General features: G+C 70.2%; 10 protein-coding genes and 1 pseudogene. All 11 read left to right on the forward strand.

Features of this window, described 5'->3' with window-relative positions; translation table 11 throughout:
- A partial coding sequence (locus HZB86_10480) for a hypothetical protein (GenBank protein MBI5905950.1) occupies positions 1–143 on the forward strand: 143 nt, incomplete at its 5' end.
- A 37-nt stretch (positions 144–180) separates the two neighbouring features.
- Positions 181–1,778: pseudogene (locus tag HZB86_10485) on the forward strand (dihydroxy-acid dehydratase).
- A gap of 210 nt (positions 1,779–1,988) precedes the next feature.
- Positions 1,989–4,421, forward strand: coding sequence for a DNA gyrase subunit A (gyrA, locus tag HZB86_10490; GenBank protein ID MBI5905951.1), 2,433 nt, complete (start codon positions 1,989–1,991; stop codon positions 4,419–4,421).
- Positions 4,422–4,424: 3 nt separating this feature from the next.
- On the forward strand, positions 4,425–5,240 hold the full coding sequence (locus HZB86_10495; protein ID MBI5905952.1) for a tetratricopeptide repeat protein: 816 nt from the start codon (positions 4,425–4,427) through the stop codon (positions 5,238–5,240).
- The gene (locus HZB86_10500) at positions 5,237–6,253 is read left to right on the forward strand and encodes an NAD(P)-dependent glycerol-3-phosphate dehydrogenase (GenBank protein MBI5905953.1); all 1,017 of its coding nucleotides are present in this window, start codon (positions 5,237–5,239) and stop codon (positions 6,251–6,253) included. Before HZB86_10495 ends, HZB86_10500 begins: the two co-directional genes overlap by 4 nt.
- 4 nt (positions 6,254–6,257) lie before the next feature.
- Positions 6,258–7,187 carry a quinolinate synthase NadA gene (nadA, locus tag HZB86_10505; protein MBI5905954.1) on the forward strand — a complete coding sequence of 310 codons (930 nt, stop codon included), beginning with the start codon at positions 6,258–6,260 and terminating at the stop codon, positions 7,185–7,187.
- On the forward strand, positions 7,184–10,663 hold the full coding sequence (gene mfd / locus HZB86_10510) for a transcription-repair coupling factor (GenBank protein MBI5905955.1): 3,480 nt from the start codon (positions 7,184–7,186) through the stop codon (positions 10,661–10,663). Before nadA ends, mfd begins: the two co-directional genes overlap by 4 nt.
- Before the next feature lie 51 nt (positions 10,664–10,714).
- A complete protein-coding gene (locus HZB86_10515; GenBank protein MBI5905956.1) occupies positions 10,715–11,629 on the forward strand; it encodes a peptidyl-prolyl cis-trans isomerase in 915 nt (304 codons plus the stop codon).
- A gap of 86 nt (positions 11,630–11,715) precedes the next feature.
- Positions 11,716–12,636 (forward strand): peptidyl-prolyl cis-trans isomerase, encoded by a 921-nt coding sequence (locus tag HZB86_10520; protein ID MBI5905957.1) that lies wholly within the window; start codon positions 11,716–11,718, stop codon positions 12,634–12,636.
- Complete coding sequence (locus HZB86_10525; protein MBI5905958.1) at positions 12,633–13,610, forward strand: peptidyl-prolyl cis-trans isomerase; 978 nt, start codon at positions 12,633–12,635, stop codon at positions 13,608–13,610. Before HZB86_10520 ends, HZB86_10525 begins: the two co-directional genes overlap by 4 nt.
- A gap of 50 nt (positions 13,611–13,660) precedes the next feature.
- Positions 13,661–14,617 carry a 4-hydroxythreonine-4-phosphate dehydrogenase PdxA gene (gene pdxA / locus HZB86_10530; protein ID MBI5905959.1) on the forward strand — a complete coding sequence of 319 codons (957 nt, stop codon included), beginning with the start codon at positions 13,661–13,663 and terminating at the stop codon, positions 14,615–14,617.
- Positions 14,618–14,879: the final 262 nt, after the last annotated feature.

Here is a 14,879-nt window from a genome sequence, read left to right on the forward strand (position 1 = left end):
TGGCGTCGCTGGCGGACGCGGGAGTCGAGATCGAGCGGAATCCGGACGTTGCGGCGTTCCGCTCGAAGGCGTCCTCCGTCCCGGCGGCCCTGTCGGGCGACGCCCGGAAAATCCACGAGGAGATCCGGAAGGCGGTACGGTGACCGTTCACCGGCCGACCCACGAAGAAGGAGGACGACGATGCGTTCCGACGTCATAAAGAAAGGGTTCGAGCGGGCTCCCCACCGCAGCCTGCTGAAGGCCACCGGAGTGACCGACGCCGACATGGGGAAGCCGTTCATCGCCGTCTGCAACTCGTTCGTGGAGATCGTCCCGGGCCACGTCCACCTGAACCGGGTGGGGGAGTTCGTGAAGAAGTGCATCCGGGAGGCCGGCGGCGTCCCGTTCGAGTTCAACACGATCGGCGTGGACGACGGGATCGCCATGGGGCACGGCGGGATGCTCTACTCCCTGCCGTCGCGCGAGATCATCGCCGACTCGGTCGAGACGATGCTGATGGCTCACTGCTTCGACGGGATGATCTGCATCCCCAACTGCGACAAGATCGTCCCCGGCATGCTGATGGCGGCGATGCGGTGCAACGTCCCGACGATCTTCGTCTCCGGCGGCCCGATGAAGGCCGGGGTGACGAAAGAGGGGCGCGTGGTCGACCTCATCACCGTTTTCGAGGGGGTGGCGGCGCACAAGCTCGGGAGCCTTTCCGACGAGGGGCTGAAGGAGCTCGAGGACCACGGGTGCCCCGGCTGCGGGTCGTGCTCCGGGATGTTCACGGCGAACTCGATGAACTGCCTGTGCGAGGCGCTCGGGATGGCGCTTCCGGGGAGCGCGACGGTGCTGGCGATCGACCCGCACCGGGACGATTATTACCGCGAGGCGGCGTTCCGGCTGATCGACCTGGTCCGCAGGGACATCAAGCCGCGGGACATCGTCACGCGGGACGCGTTCGACAACGCCCTCGCGCTGGACATGGCGATGGGCGGCTCCACGAACACGATCCTCCACACCCGACCCTGTGCAAGGTGTCTCCGTCCTCGCAGTACCACATGGAGGACGTGGACCGGGCGGGCGGGATCCCGGCGATCCTTTCGGAGCTCCTGAAGGTGCCGGGGCTCCTGAAACCGGACAGCCTCACCGTGACGGGGAAGACCCTCCGGGAGAACGTGTCCGGCGCCGCGTCGAAGGACAAGGCGGTCATCCGTCCGCTGTCCGACGCGTACAGCCGGGAGGGAGGGCTCGCGGTGCTCTACGGGAACCTCGCCGTCGAAGGCGCGGTGGTGAAGACCGCGGGAGTCGACCCGAAGATGCTGGTCTACGAAGGCTCCGCCGTGATTTTCGAGTCGCAGGACGAGGCGTGCGAAGGAATTCTCGCCGGGAAGGTCAAGGCGGGCGACTTCGTCGTCATCCGGTACGAGGGGCCCAAGGGGGGACCGGGGATGCAGGAGATGCTCGCCCCCACCTCGTACATCATGGGCGAGGGGCTGGGCGACAAGGTGGCGATGGTCACCGACGGCCGGTTCTCCGGAGGGACGCGCGGCGCCACCATCGGCCACGTATCCCCCGAAGCGGCCGCGGGAGGGGCGATCGCCCTGGTCCGGAACGGGGACCGGATCCGTCTGGACATCCCCGGCCGGAAGCTGGAACTGATGGTTTCCGACGCGGAACTTGCCGAACGGCGTGCGAAATGGCGTCTTCCGGACAGGAAGAAGCGGACCGGTTCCCTGGGGAAGTACGCCTCGATGGCCACCAGCGCCAGCACCGGTGGGGTCCTCAAGTGGTGAGCTGATCCGGACGCGGGCGGGGGGGCGGTTTCTCCCTCCCTCCCGCCGCACCGGGATCGCGTTGTAACCGGTCGATTTTCCTTGCGATTTCTCGCACCAAAAAACCCACAAACCCGCTTCTCTGTGGTAAAATCAGACGTTCACGGAAACAGGAATCGGGCGTAGCCGCACCGCGTGAAATCCGTCGCCTGAAGGAGCCTTCTCCACCACATGGATCTGTTCCAGAAACCGGCATATCCCCGCGCCATCCAGGACGAGATGAAACAGAGCTACCTCGATTACGCGATGAGCGTGATCGTGGGACGCGCGCTCCCCGACGTCCGCGACGGCCTCAAACCGGTCCAGCGCCGCATCCTCTTCGCCATGCACGAGCTGGGCAACGAGTACGGCAAGCCGTACAAGAAATCGGCCCGCATCGTCGGGGACGTCATCGGGAAATACCACCCGCACGGCGACAACGCGGTGTACGACGCCCTCGTCCGGATGGTGCAGGAGTTCTCCCTCCGGTACCCGCTGATCGACGGGCAGGGGAACTTCGGGTCGGTGGACGGCGACTCCGCCGCCGCGATGCGGTACACCGAGGTCCGGATGGCGAAGGTGGCCGGGGAGCTCCTCTCCGACCTCGACAAGGAAACGGTCGAGACCGTCCCCAACTACGACGGCTCCCTCCAGGAGCCGCGCGTCCTCCCGTCGCGGATTCCGAACCTGCTGGTCAACGGGAGCGCCGGGATCGCCGTCGGGATGGCCACCTCGATCCCGCCGCACAACCTGCGCGAGGTGGTGGGCGCGCTGCTGGCGCTGATCGGGAACCCGGAGGTCACCGTCGACCAGCTGATGCAGCACGTCCCGGCCCCCGACTTCCCCACCGGAGGGATCCTCTACGGGCTGGACGGGGTGCGGGACGCGTACCGGACCGGCCGCGGCAGCGTCCAGATCCGCGCCCGGGCGTTCATCGAGAAGGCGAAGAAGGGCGACCGCGAGTCGATCGTCATCACGGAGATCCCGTACCAGGTCAACAAGTCGCGCCTGATCGAGCGGATCGCGGAGCTGGTGCGCGACAAGGAGATCGAGGAGATCTCCGACATCCGGGACGAGTCGGACCGGGACGGGATGCGGGTCGTCGTCGAGCTGAAGAAGGACGCCGTGGCGGAAGTCGTCCTGAACAACCTCTACAAGCAGACGCAGATGCAGACCTCCTTCGGCGTGCAGCTGCTGGCGATCGTCCAGAACCGCCCGCGGACGATGAACCTCAAGGAGCTGCTCGAGGAGTTCCTGGCCTTCCGCAAGGAGGTCGTGACCCGCCGGACCCTGTTCCTGCTGCGCAAGGCGGAAAGCCGGGAGCACATTCTCCTCGGGTTGAAGATCGCCCTCGACCACCTCGACGCGGTGATCAAGCTGATCCGGGCTTCGAAGGACCCGAAGGAGGCCAGGGAAGGGCTGGTGGCGAAATTCGCGCTGTCGGAGATCCAGGCGCAGGCGATCCTCGACATGCGGCTGCAGCGGCTGACCGGGCTCGAACGCGAGAAGATCCTCGAGGAGCTGCGGGAGGTGCGGGAGGAGATCGCGCGGCTGCGGAAGATCCTCGCGGAGGAGGCGGAGCTGCTCCGCGTGGTCGCCGAGGAGTTCCGCCAGGTGCTGGAGGCGTACGGCGACGCCCGGCGGTCCGAGATCCAGCGGGAGACGAAGGATCTGCGCCTGGAGGACCTGATCGTGGACGAGGAGATGGTGGTCACCGTCTCCCACACCGGCTACATCAAGCGGAACCCGATCAGCCTCTACCGGACGCAGCGGCGCGGCGGGCGCGGGAAGGTCGGCATGGGGACCAAGGAGGAGGATTTCGTCTCCATGCTCTTCATCGCCTCGATGCACACCTACGTGCTGTTCTTCTCGGACCAGGGGAAGGTGTACTGGCTCAAGGTCCACGAGCTGCCGGAGGCGGGGCGCGCCTCGAAGGGCCGCGCCATCGTGAACCTGCTCTCCCTGGCCCCGGGCGAGACGATCGCCTCGATCCTCCCCGTCCGCGAGTTCGCGGAGGGGAAGTTCGTGATGACGGTGACGGAGCGCGGCGTCATCAAGAAGACCGACCTCATGGAGTATTCCCGGCCGCGGGCGGGCGGGATCATCGCGATGGGACTGAACGAGGGGGACCGGCTGATCGCCACCGCCATCACGACCGGGCAGGAGGAGGTGTTCCTCTCGACCCGGCAGGGAATGTCGATCCGGTTCCACGAGGAGGACGTGCGCCCGATGGGCCGCGCGGCGGTGGGGGTGCGGGGGATCGAGCTCGAGGAGGGGGACGTCGCCGTGGGGATGGAGATCCTGAAGGACCAGGGAACGCTCCTCTCCGTCACGGAGCACGGGTACGGCAAGCGGACGGCGGTGGAGGAGTACCGCAACCAGTCCAGGGGCGGCAAGGGCGTGATCACCCTGAAGGTGACGGAGAAGACCGGACGGGTGGTCGGCGTCAGCCAGGTCGCCGAGACGGACGAGGTGATGCTGGTCACCGACGGCGGGAAGATCATCCGGCTCGCGATGGGCGAACTGCGGGTGATCGGGAGGAACACCCAAGGCGTCCGGCTCATCGGCCTGGCCGAGAGCGAACGGGTCGTCTCCATCGCCCGCCTGGCGGAGAAGGAAGAGTGACGGATGGCCGGAAAATGGGACCCGCGGCGGGGTAGCGTCCTTTTTTCCTGCGGGCTGCTCCTGCTTGCGGCGGCGTGCGCCGACCCGGCGCTGGAGCGGTTCGAGCGCGCGGAGAAGGCGTTCCTCGCGCGGAACATGGAGTCGGCGCTTTCGGATTTCCGCGCGATCGCGCGGGAGCACCCCCAGTCGCGCTACGCCCCCCCCGCCCTGCTCCGCCAGGGGGACCTCTACGGCGCCTACTACCGGAACCTCCCGGCGGCGCTGGAGGCGTACGAATCCCTCGTGTTCAACTACCCGCGGGCGCCGGAGGTTCCGAAGGCGCTGCTGCGGACGGCCGAGATCCACCTGCTGCAGTATCTCGACCCCGTTTCGGCGGCGGGCGACCTCGAGCGGCTTCGGAAGGAGTTCCCCCGGTTCGACGGGACCGACGAGGCGCTCTTCCTCCTGGCCCAGGCGTACAGCTCGGCGGGGGACGGCGAGCGGCAGACCGCGGTCCTCTCCGAGCTGATCGAGCGGTTCCCGAAGTCGAACCGCGCCACGGAGGGGCGGTGGATGCTCGCCTACGCCCTCCTGGGGCAGCGCCGGTACGCCGACGCGGAGAGGGAGTTCCGGAAGCTCCTCTACCTTTCGACGGACCGCTCCTCCACCGTCCAGGCGCGGTGGGGCGTGGCGCAGTCGCTGGAGGGGAGGGGGAACCTCGCGGGGGCGATCGCGCAGTACGAGGCGCTGCGGGGGGACTGGGACGACCCGCGGTACGTGGCGGAGAAGATCGACCGGCTGAAAGGCCGCGCGTCGGGGCCGGAGGAGGGGAAACGGTGAGCGGGGAAGGAAAGGAATCGGTCGCGGTCGTCGGCGCGGGGTCCTGGGGCACCGCCTTCGCCGCGATGCTCGCGGAGCGGAACGGAGACGTCGCCCTCTGGGCGCACGAAACCGGGGTGTGCGACGGCATCCGGAAGTCGCGCGAGAACCGGGAGTTCCTCCCGGGGGTCGTCGTTCCGGCGGCGGTGCGTCCGACGAATGACCTCGCCGCGGCGGTGTCCGGCCGGTCGGTCGTCGCCTTCGCGGTCCCCTCCCACCACCTGCGGGATATCGCCGGCCGCGCCGCGCCGCACCTTCGGCCCGACGCCTGCCTCGTGTCGCTGGCCAAGGGGGTCGAGAACGGGACGCTCCGGCGGATGACGGAACTCCTCTCCGAGGCGTCGCCGCGCCACGCCTCCCGCGTCGCCGCGCTGTCGGGCCCGACCTTCGCGCGGGAGGTGGCCGAGGGGAAACCGACCGGGGCGACGGTGGCGTCGAAGGAGATGGCGGTCTCGCGGCGGCTCCAGCACGCGCTGGGGGGATCCCGCTTCCGGCTCTACGCGGACGAGGACGTGGTCGGGATCGAGATCGGCGGGGCGCTGAAGAACGTGATGGCGATCGCCGCCGGGGTGTGCGACGGTCTCGGATTCGGCCACAACGCCCGCGCCCTGCTCATCTCCCGGGGGCTCGCGGAGATCTCGCGCCTGGGGGTGCGCCTCGGGGCGCACCCCCAGACGTTCGCGGGGCTGTCCGGGATGGGGGACCTCGTGCTCACCTGCACCGGGGACCTCTCCCGCAACCGGACCGTGGGCGTCCGGGTGGGGCGGGGGGAGGCCGTGGGGGAGATCCTCGCCGGGATGACGATGGTGGCGGAAGGGGTGCGGACCGCGCGGGCGGCGGTCGAGCTGGCCGGGCGCACGGGCGTTCCGATGCCGATCTCCTCCCAGGTGCACGCGATCCTCCACGAGGGGAAGGACGCCCGCCGGGCGGTGACCGAGCTGTTCGCCCGGGCGCTCAAGGGGGAGAAGGAGTAGGGCCATGGACAAGGCGCACGCCGCCGTCGCGGCGGAGATCCGGGGGCTCCTTTCGGAGAGGAACGCGATCCTGCTGGCCCACAACTACCAGCGGGACGAGGTGCAGGAGATCGCGGACATCACCGGGGATTCGCTGGGGCTGTCGCAGGAGGCGGCTCGGACTTCGGCGGACGTGATCGTCTTCTGCGGCGTCCACTTCATGGCCGAGAGCGCGGCGATCCTGTCGCCGGGGAAGACCGTGCTCCTGCCGCGCGAGGACGCCGGGTGCCCGATGGCGGACATGATCACGGGGGCGGATCTGGCCGCCTGGCGGGAAATCCACCCGGACGCCGTCGTGGTGACCTACGTCAACTCGTCGGCCGACGTCAAGGCGCTCTCCGACGTCTGCTGCACGTCCGGAAACGCGGTGAACGTCGTCCGGTCGATCCCCGCCGGACGGGAGATCTTCATGGTTCCCGACCGGAATCTGGCGCACTACGTCCGGAAGGTGTCGGGGCGCGCGATGACGTGGTGGGACGGATACTGCCCCACCCACGAGCGGCTGACCGTCGCCGCCGCCGCGAAGGCCCGGGAGGCGCACCCGGAGGCGCTCCTGGTGGTGCACCCCGAGTGCCCGCCGGAGGTGGTGGAGATGGCGGACGCGGTGCTGTCGACCTCCGGGATGTACGGCTTCTGCCGCCGGTCCCCCGCCGCGGAGTTCATCGTGGGTACCGAGATGGGGATCCTGTACCGCCTTCGGAAGGAGAATCCCGGGAAGCGGTTCCACATCGCCTCGCGGGCCTTGATCTGCCCGAACATGAAGCTCACGACGCTCGAGGACGTCCGGGATTCCCTCGTCTCGATGTCGCCGGTCGTCACGGTGCCCGAGGATATCCGCGTCCGGGCCAAGCGGGCGCTGGACGCGATGCTCGCCGTTCCCCGCGACGCGGTGTGAGGCTTTCCCTCGAACACGTCGCCCTCGCGCTCGCGAGGCCGGAGCCGCCGCCCTGCGTCCAGTGGATGCGGGTCCCGCCGGGCGCGCGCGCGTTCCTCGCGGCGCGGCTGTTCCGGCGTGTCGGGCGCACGGCGCTGTACCTCTGCCCCGACGCGAAGGAGGCGGAGGAGGCGTCCGGCGAGCTCGCCTCGCACCTGTCCCCCGGCGAAGTGCTCCCGTTCCCCGCGACGGAGGCCGAGCCGTACGAGCCGATCTCGCCGTACGTCCCCGCGGTGCACGACCGGATGCGGGCCCTCCACCGGCTCCTCTCGGGTCCCCCCGCCGTGGTGGTGGCACCGGTGGAGGCGGCGATCGCGAAGACGCTCCCGCCCGAAGCGTTCCTCGAGGCGGTCGAAACCGTCTCGCCGGGGGGGCGGCTCGACGTCGACGCCTTCTCCGCGAAGCTCGTTTCCCTCGGGTACGCCCGGCTGCCCGCGGTGGCCGACCCCGGGGACTTCGCGGTGCGCGGCGGGATCGTGGACGTCTTCAGTCCGGCGCACCCGCTCCCGGCGAGGCTCCTGCTCGACGCGGACGTCGTGGAGACGGTCCGCTGGTTCCACCCGGGGACGCAGCGGACGATTCCCGCGGGAGCGCTGCGGGACGGGGACCCGGGGGCGGCGGACCGGTTGGTGCTCCTTCCGTGCTCCCAGGCGATCACGCGCGACGAATACCTGTCGGCGGCGTGCGGAGGGCCCGAACCGTTCGCCTGGAAGGAGGCCCTTCGCCAGGGGATCCGGTTCCACGGCGCGGAGGCGGTTCTGCCGCGCCTCTACGGCGCCGCTTCGACGGTCTTCGGATACCTCCCCCCGGAGGCGCTGGTGATCGCCGTGGATTCCGTCGCGTGCCTTGCCGCCGCGCGGATCGCCTTCGCGGAGGCCGAGGACAACTTCGCCGCGGCGGGAGAGGCGGCGGGGTTTCCGGGGCCTTCGGAGCTGGTCGCCCCGGAGGGCGAGCTCCTGTCCGCGCTCTCCCGCGTCCCGCTCCTCGCCTTCGACGGGATCGAGGTTTCCCCCTTCGGGAGGACGGATCCGCTGCGCGGGGAGACCGGGGTGGAGGGGAACGAGGACATCCGCCGCAGCACGGCCACCGCCTCCTCGGAGGGGCTCCTCTACCCGCTCGCCGCCGAGGCCAGGGCGTGGTGGAAGCGCGGGGAGACGTTCGTCGTCACCTCGCTGTCCCCCTCCCACGTCGACCGGATGCACGACCTTCTGTCCCGCTACGCCCTCCCGATCTCCCGTGCCGACACGCTCCGCGAGGCGCTCGACCGGGAACGGGGCGTGATCCTCTGCGCATCCGGGGTGACCCGCGGCTTCCGTGCCCCCGAGCTGGGGGTCGCGCTGGTGACCGAGAGCGAGATCTTCGGGGAGAAGACGCGCGCCCGGCGCGCGCGGGCGGACGCCGTGGCGGTTCCGGACGAGTTCTCCCTGGCCGATCTCCGGGTGAACGACCCGGCGGTCCACGTCGACCACGGGATCGGGATCTACCGCGGACTGATCCGGCGAAGGGCGGCCGGGACGGAGGGCGACTTCCTCGTCCTCGAATACGCCGGGGGCGACCGGCTCTTCGTCCCGGTGGAGAAGATGTCCCGCGTCCAGCGGTACGCCGGCGCCGGGGAGGAGCGGGCGCAGCTCTCCCGCCTCGGCGGCACCGCGTGGCAGCGGGCGAAGCGGAAGGTGCGGGACGAGCTGCTGGCGATGGCGCAGGAGCTGATCGACCTGCAGGCGAAGCGGCAGGTGGCGGAGAAGGCGCCCGTCACGCCGCCGGACGCGGCCTTCCGCGAGTTCGAGGCCGCCTTCCCCCACGAGGAGACGCCGGACCAGGAGCAGGCGATCCGGGATGTCCTGGCGGACCTCTCCTCGGGGACGCCGATGGACCGGCTGGTCTGCGGCGACGTGGGGTACGGCAAGACCGAGGTGGCGGTCCGCGCCGCCTTCAAGGTGGTGATGGAGGGGCGGCAGGCGGCGGTCCTGGTCCCGACCACGGTGCTCGCGGAGCAGCACCACCAGACCTTCTCCCGACGGCTCGCCGGGTACCCGGTCCGGGTGGCGAACCTCTCCCGGTTCCGCGCGCGGAAGGAGCAGGCGGAGGTGGTGAAGGGAATCGCCGAGGGGACCGTGGACATCGTGATCGGGACCCACCGCCTGCTGCAGAAGGACGTCCGGTTCCCGGATCTCGGGTTGGTGGTGATCGACGAGGAGCAGCGCTTCGGCGTGGCCCACAAGGAGAAGCTGAAGAGGCTTCGCGCCTCGGTGGACGTGCTGACCCTGTCCGCCACTCCGATCCCGCGCACCCTCCACATGGCGTTCTCGGGGCTTCGGGACGTGAGCCTGATCGCGACGCCGCCGGAGGACCGGCTCTCCATCCGCACCTTCGTCGTCCCCTTCTCGGGGGAGACGATCCGGGAGGCGGTGGAGCGGGAGATCCGGCGGGGAGGGCAGGTCTTCTTCGTCCACAACCGGGTCCGGTCCCTCCCCGCGATGGAGCGGTACCTCCGCGAGCTGCTCCCCGACGCCCGGATCGCCGTGGGGCACGGGCAGATGGAGGAGCGGGATCTCTCCCGCGCCATGGACGATTTCACGGCGCGGCGGGCGGACATCCTCCTGTGCACGGCGATCATCGAGGCGGGGATCGACCTTCCCAACGCGAACACCATCCTCGTGAACCACGCGCACCGGTTCGGGCTGGCGCAGCTGTACCAGCTCCGCGGCCGCGTGGGGCGGGACCGGCACCGCGCCTACGCGTACTTCCTCGTCCCGGTCGACGTGGGACTCACGGTCGACGCGACGAAGCGGCTGGCGGTCCTCGAGGAGCTCACCGAGCTGGGGTCGGGGTTCCGGATCGCCTCCCACGACCTGGAGATCCGGGGAGCGGGAAACCTGCTGGGGAAGGACCAGTCCGGGCAGATCCACCAGGTGGGGTACGAGCTGTACACCCAGCTGCTCGCGGAGGCGGTGGCGGAGATTTCGGGAAACGCGGCGGCGCAGGAGGAGGAGCCGGAGCTCGACCTTCGGATCCCGGCGTTTCTCCCCGACGACTACATCCCCGAGGCCGGCGTGCGGCTGGAGTTCTACCGGAAGCTGTCGCGCGCCAAAGGCGTGGACGCCGCCGACGAGATCGAGATGGAGCTGCTCGACCGGTTCGGGCGTCTGCCGCCGCCGGCGCGCGCGCTGTGCGACCTGGCGCGTCTGCGCGCCGTCATGCGCGAGGCCGGGATCGCGGAGCTGAAGCGGGGAGACGGGTCGCTGTTTCTCGCGCTCTCCCCGCGCTCCTCCTTCGACCGGAGCCGACTGGTGGAGTGGGTCACGAAGGAGCGGAGGAACTTCTCCTTCGTGCGGGGAGAGGTCCTCGCTTCGCGCCTTCCCGGCGAGGGGCCGGCGGATGTCCTCTCCGCGGTGAAAAACCTGTTGAACCGCTTCGGTACGGGCAGTAGCATATGAGGCTTGCGGTTTGCACCCCTTCGAAACTTCTTCGGCAAGGAGAGGTACTCCATGCGTAAGGTCCCGGTTCTATGCGTTCTGTGCGCGATCGCGGCGGCGGCGTGCGGCACCCCTCCGGGGAAGCAGGGGAAGACCCTGGCGACGATCAACGGCGAGGCGATCACCGAGGGGACGCTGCTGCGGGAGGTCGAGAACCTCCCGCCGTACGTGCGGCCGATCCTCGAGACCCCGGCCGGAAGGGCGCAGTTCTTAGAGAGCGTCATCACGCGGGACCTGCTGCTCCGGGAGGCGCTGCGCCGCGGGATCGACCGGAAGCAGGAGATCGCCGACCGGATCTCGACGGCGCGGAAATCGATCCTCCTCGAGGCGCTGCTGCGCGACGTGGCCGAAAAGGCGCCGGGCCTCTCCGACGAGGCGCTGCGGAAGGTGTACGACTCCGTGCCGGGGCAGCACCAGGTCGGAGAGCGGGCGAAGGTCAGCCACATCCTGTTCCGCGATCGGAAACGGGCGGAGGCGGTGCTTTCGCGCGCGAAGGCGGGCGAGCCGTTCGAGGCGCTCATGAAGGAGGTCGGATCGCGCGACGGCGAGGTCGCCGCGGACCTGGGGGACATCGAGCGGGGGAACTTCGTGAAGGAGTTCGAGGCGGCGGCGTTCGCGGCCCCTCCGGGCGCGGTCGTGGGACCGGTGAAGACGACGTACGGCTTCCACGTGATAAAAGTGTACGAGAGGAAGCCCGCGGGAGTCCGCTCCTTCGAGGAGGTCAAGCCACAGCTCCTGGCCGAGCAGCGGGAGAAGGCGCAGCGGGACGCGTTCGAGACGCTGATCTCCGACCTGCGGAAGTCGTCCACCGTCCGGGTCCTCGTGAAGCTCGACGCGGGCGCGGCGAAGCCGCCCGTTCCGGGGGAGCCCGCCGCCGCGCCGAAGGAGGGCGACAAGGCCCCTCCGGCGCCACCGCCGGGGAAATGAAGGAACGCCGGGAGGAAACCGTCCGGCGCGAGAGGTGTGTCCCGCCACCGGGTCGGGATCGGCGGGGCGGCGGAAAACCGGCGGTCGTGCTGGTCGCGGTGCTCGCGGCGCTCCTGTGGGCCTGCTCACGGGAGCCGTCCGGGCGGTCGGACGCGGACGTCGTGGTCGCCGAGGTCGACAACGCCGCGATCACGCTGCGGGACGTCCGGAACGAGGTCCTGTCGATGCGCGGGTACGCCCCTTCGCTGGAGGCGAAGGGGGCCAGCCGGCGGGAAGTGTCGGAGGCGATCCGCCTTCTCGTCGAGCGGTCGATCGTCCTGCGGGAAGGGGAGCGCCGGGGAGTTTCGGTCTCCTCCTCCGAGCTCGAGGAAGAGGTGATGCGGTTCCGGGCCGATTTCCCGCCCGGGGGGCTCGAGAAGGCGCTCCTCCAGGTGGGGATCGACGCGGACACCTGGCGCGAGCAGCTTCGTCGCTCCCTCCTGTACCGGAAATCCGCCTCCTCCGTGGCGTCGTCCCTGGCGTCGGTCGCTCCCGCCGAGGTGGAGGAGGCGTACCGGAAGGAAGGCAGGCAGGCGCCGGTTCCGGAGCGGATCCGGATCCGCCAGCACCTGTTCGATTCGATGGAGGCCGCCGCGGCCGCAAGGGAAAGGATTCTCCGGTCCGGCGGGGAGGAAGCGGAGGACGACCCGGCCGCGTCGGGGGTGGACCTGGGATTCTTCTCGAAGGACGACCTCCCTCCGGAACTTCCGCCGGAGCTGTTCCGTCTGAAGGAGGGGGACGTGAGCGAACCGGTCCTCCGGGAGGGGGCGGCGAGCCTCTTCCAGGTGACCGCGAGGGAGACGGCCCGCGTGCCGTCGCTCCGGACCGAGGAGGGGAGGATCCGGGAGGCGATCCTCTCGGAGCGGCGGGAGGCGGCGTTCCGCCAGTGGCTGGCGCAGGCGTCCGCGAAGCCGGCGGTGAAGGTCCGGTCGGATCTGCTGGAAAAGCTGGTCGAGGGGAAACGGTGAGAGGCGCGAAGGGGTTTCTGGCGGCGGGGATCGGGTCGGCGGCGCTTCTGTTCGCCGCGCCGGCGCTCCCGCGCGTGATCGACGGAGTCGTGGCGCTGGTGAACGAGGAGCCGGTCACGTTCTCCGAGGTCCGGGAGGCGGTGGCCGAGGGGATGGGGATCCCGGTGGGCGACGCCGACGCGTTCCTGCGCGAGGAGCGCGATCCGAAGGGAGTGCTCCGCTGGATCGAGGGGCTGGTCGAAACGGTCCTGGTCCGCAAGGAGCTGGAGAAACAGGGGCAGGGGGTCTCCGAAGCGGAGATCGACCGGGCGGTGGAGTCGGTCCGCAAGGCGAACAACGTCGACGAGAAGCAGTTCGCCGAAGTGCTCTCCCGGGAGGGGCTCTCCCTCCCGGCGTACCGCCGGCGGCTCCGGTGGCAGATGGAGCGCGGGGCGATCGTCCGCGCCCGGAAGTTCAAGGACGTGACCGTGACCGAGGACGAGGTCCGGGACCATTTCCGCGAGAACGCGGAGCGGTTCCTGGTCGGCGCCCAGGTGAGGCTGGAAATGCTCTACTTCCCCCTGCCGGAGGGGGAGGACACGACGGAGCGCGCCGTCCAGGCGCGGTTCGCCGCGCAGCAGGCCGCCGAGTCGATCCGCAACGGGGCGACGCTTCCGGAGGCGGCGGACCTCGCGCGCGCGGCGTTCCCCGGCGTCGAGCGCATCGAGGGGGATTTCGTCACGACCGAGGACCTGCTGCCCGAGGTGCAGCGCGAGGTTCGAAGACTGCGGACCGGGAAGACGTCCCAGCCGTTCTTCACGGGGACGGCCGTGTACATCGTCCGCGTCGTCGGGCGCCGGGGGGGAACCCCCGGGAGCTTCCCGGAGGTGAGGGAGTCCCTGACCGAGGAGCTCACGGACCGCCGGAGCGAAAAGGCGTTCGAGGACATTCTCGCCGACCTCAAGAAGTCCGCCTCCCTCGACGTCCGGCTCTGACCCGGTTCCGCCGAGCGAGTCCTCCCGTGCGCCCGAAGATCGCCATCACGATGGGGGACCCGGCGGGGATCGGGCCCGAGATCGTGGTTTCGGCCCACTCCCGCGATCCGCTCTTCACCTGGTGCCGCCCGGTGGTCTACGGGGATCCGGCGATCCTCCGGCGCGCCGCCCTGCTGCTCGGGTCGCCGCTGGAGATGACGGGGGAGGAGGAGTCCGGTCCGGGCCGCATCGCGGTCGCAGCCCGCTCGCGGCTCGACCCCGAAGCGGTTCCGTTCGGACGGCCGTCCCTCGCCGGGTCGGTCGCCATGGCCGGGTACATCCGCTCGGCGGCGCAGGACGTCCTTTCCGGGGCGGCCGACGCGGTCGTCACCTGCCCGGTGTCGAAGGAGGGGCTCAAAAGCGCCGGCGTCCCGTTCCCCGGCCACACCGAACTTCTCGCCCACCTGTGCGGCGGCGCCGACGTCGTCATGATGCTGGCGGGCGACCGGCTGCGGGTCGCGCTGGCGACGATCCACGTGGGATTGCGCCGTGCCCTGGAACTTCTTTCCCCCGCGCTCATCGAAAAGACCGTGCGGATCACCGACACGTTCTTCCGGAAATACATGGGGACTCCCTCGCCCCGGATCGCCGTCGCGGCCGTGAATCCCCACGCCGGCGAGGGGGGATTGTTCGGGGACGAGGAGTCCACGATCGTCTCCCCCGCGATCGCGGCCTGCCGCGCGGCGGGGATCGACGCCTCGGGTCCGTATCCCCCCGATACGATCTTCTACCGCGCCTGGCGGGGGGAGTTCGACGTCGTCGTGGCGATGACCCACGATCACGGCCTCATTCCCCTGAAGCTCGTCCACTTCGAGGACGGGGTGAACGTGACGATGGGGCTTCCCATCGTCCGCACGTCCGTGGACCACGGCACCGCCTACGACATCGCGGGGAAGGGGATCGCCAATCCCGCGAGCCTGCTGGCGGCGATCCGGATGGCGGCGGAGATGACGGGGAAGGCTTCATGAATCAGGTAACCTGGACGCAGGGCGCCCCGGCACGGGAGGGTCCGGCTGCGTCGCCTCGGAGGGCGGGGCTCCGTTCGTGGCTCGCCGTGCGATGAACCCGCACGGCTGCGCTTTACCTCACTGCGCCCCCCCTCCTGCGGCGACTCCGCCGAAGAGGTAGCCCCGGAGTCGGAGCGGCTTCCGGGATGGATTCGTCTGAGGAGATGTAGTCGTGGCTCTCGACCGGATCGTCGTGCGCGGCGCGCGCGAGCACAACCTGAAA

The organism is Deltaproteobacteria bacterium (genome assembly GCA_016234845.1).
Taxonomy (GTDB): domain Bacteria; phylum Desulfobacterota; class Deferrimicrobia; order Deferrimicrobiales; family Deferrimicrobiaceae; genus JACRNP01.

Excerpts from the sequence above, each read along its gene's own strand:
- gyrA (MBI5905951.1), top strand. The coding sequence starts at position 1,989 with ATGGATCTGTTCCAGAAACCGGCATATCCCCGCGCCATCCAGGACGAG.
- HZB86_10495 (MBI5905952.1), top strand. The coding sequence starts at position 4,425 with ATGGCCGGAAAATGGGACCCGCGGCGGGGTAGCGTCCTTTTTTCCTGC.
- nadA (MBI5905954.1), top strand. The coding sequence starts at position 6,258 with ATGGACAAGGCGCACGCCGCCGTCGCGGCGGAGATCCGGGGGCTCCTT.
- HZB86_10515 (MBI5905956.1), top strand. The coding sequence starts at position 10,715 with ATGCGTAAGGTCCCGGTTCTATGCGTTCTGTGCGCGATCGCGGCGGCG.
- pdxA (MBI5905959.1), top strand. The coding sequence starts at position 13,661 with ATGGGGGACCCGGCGGGGATCGGGCCCGAGATCGTGGTTTCGGCCCAC.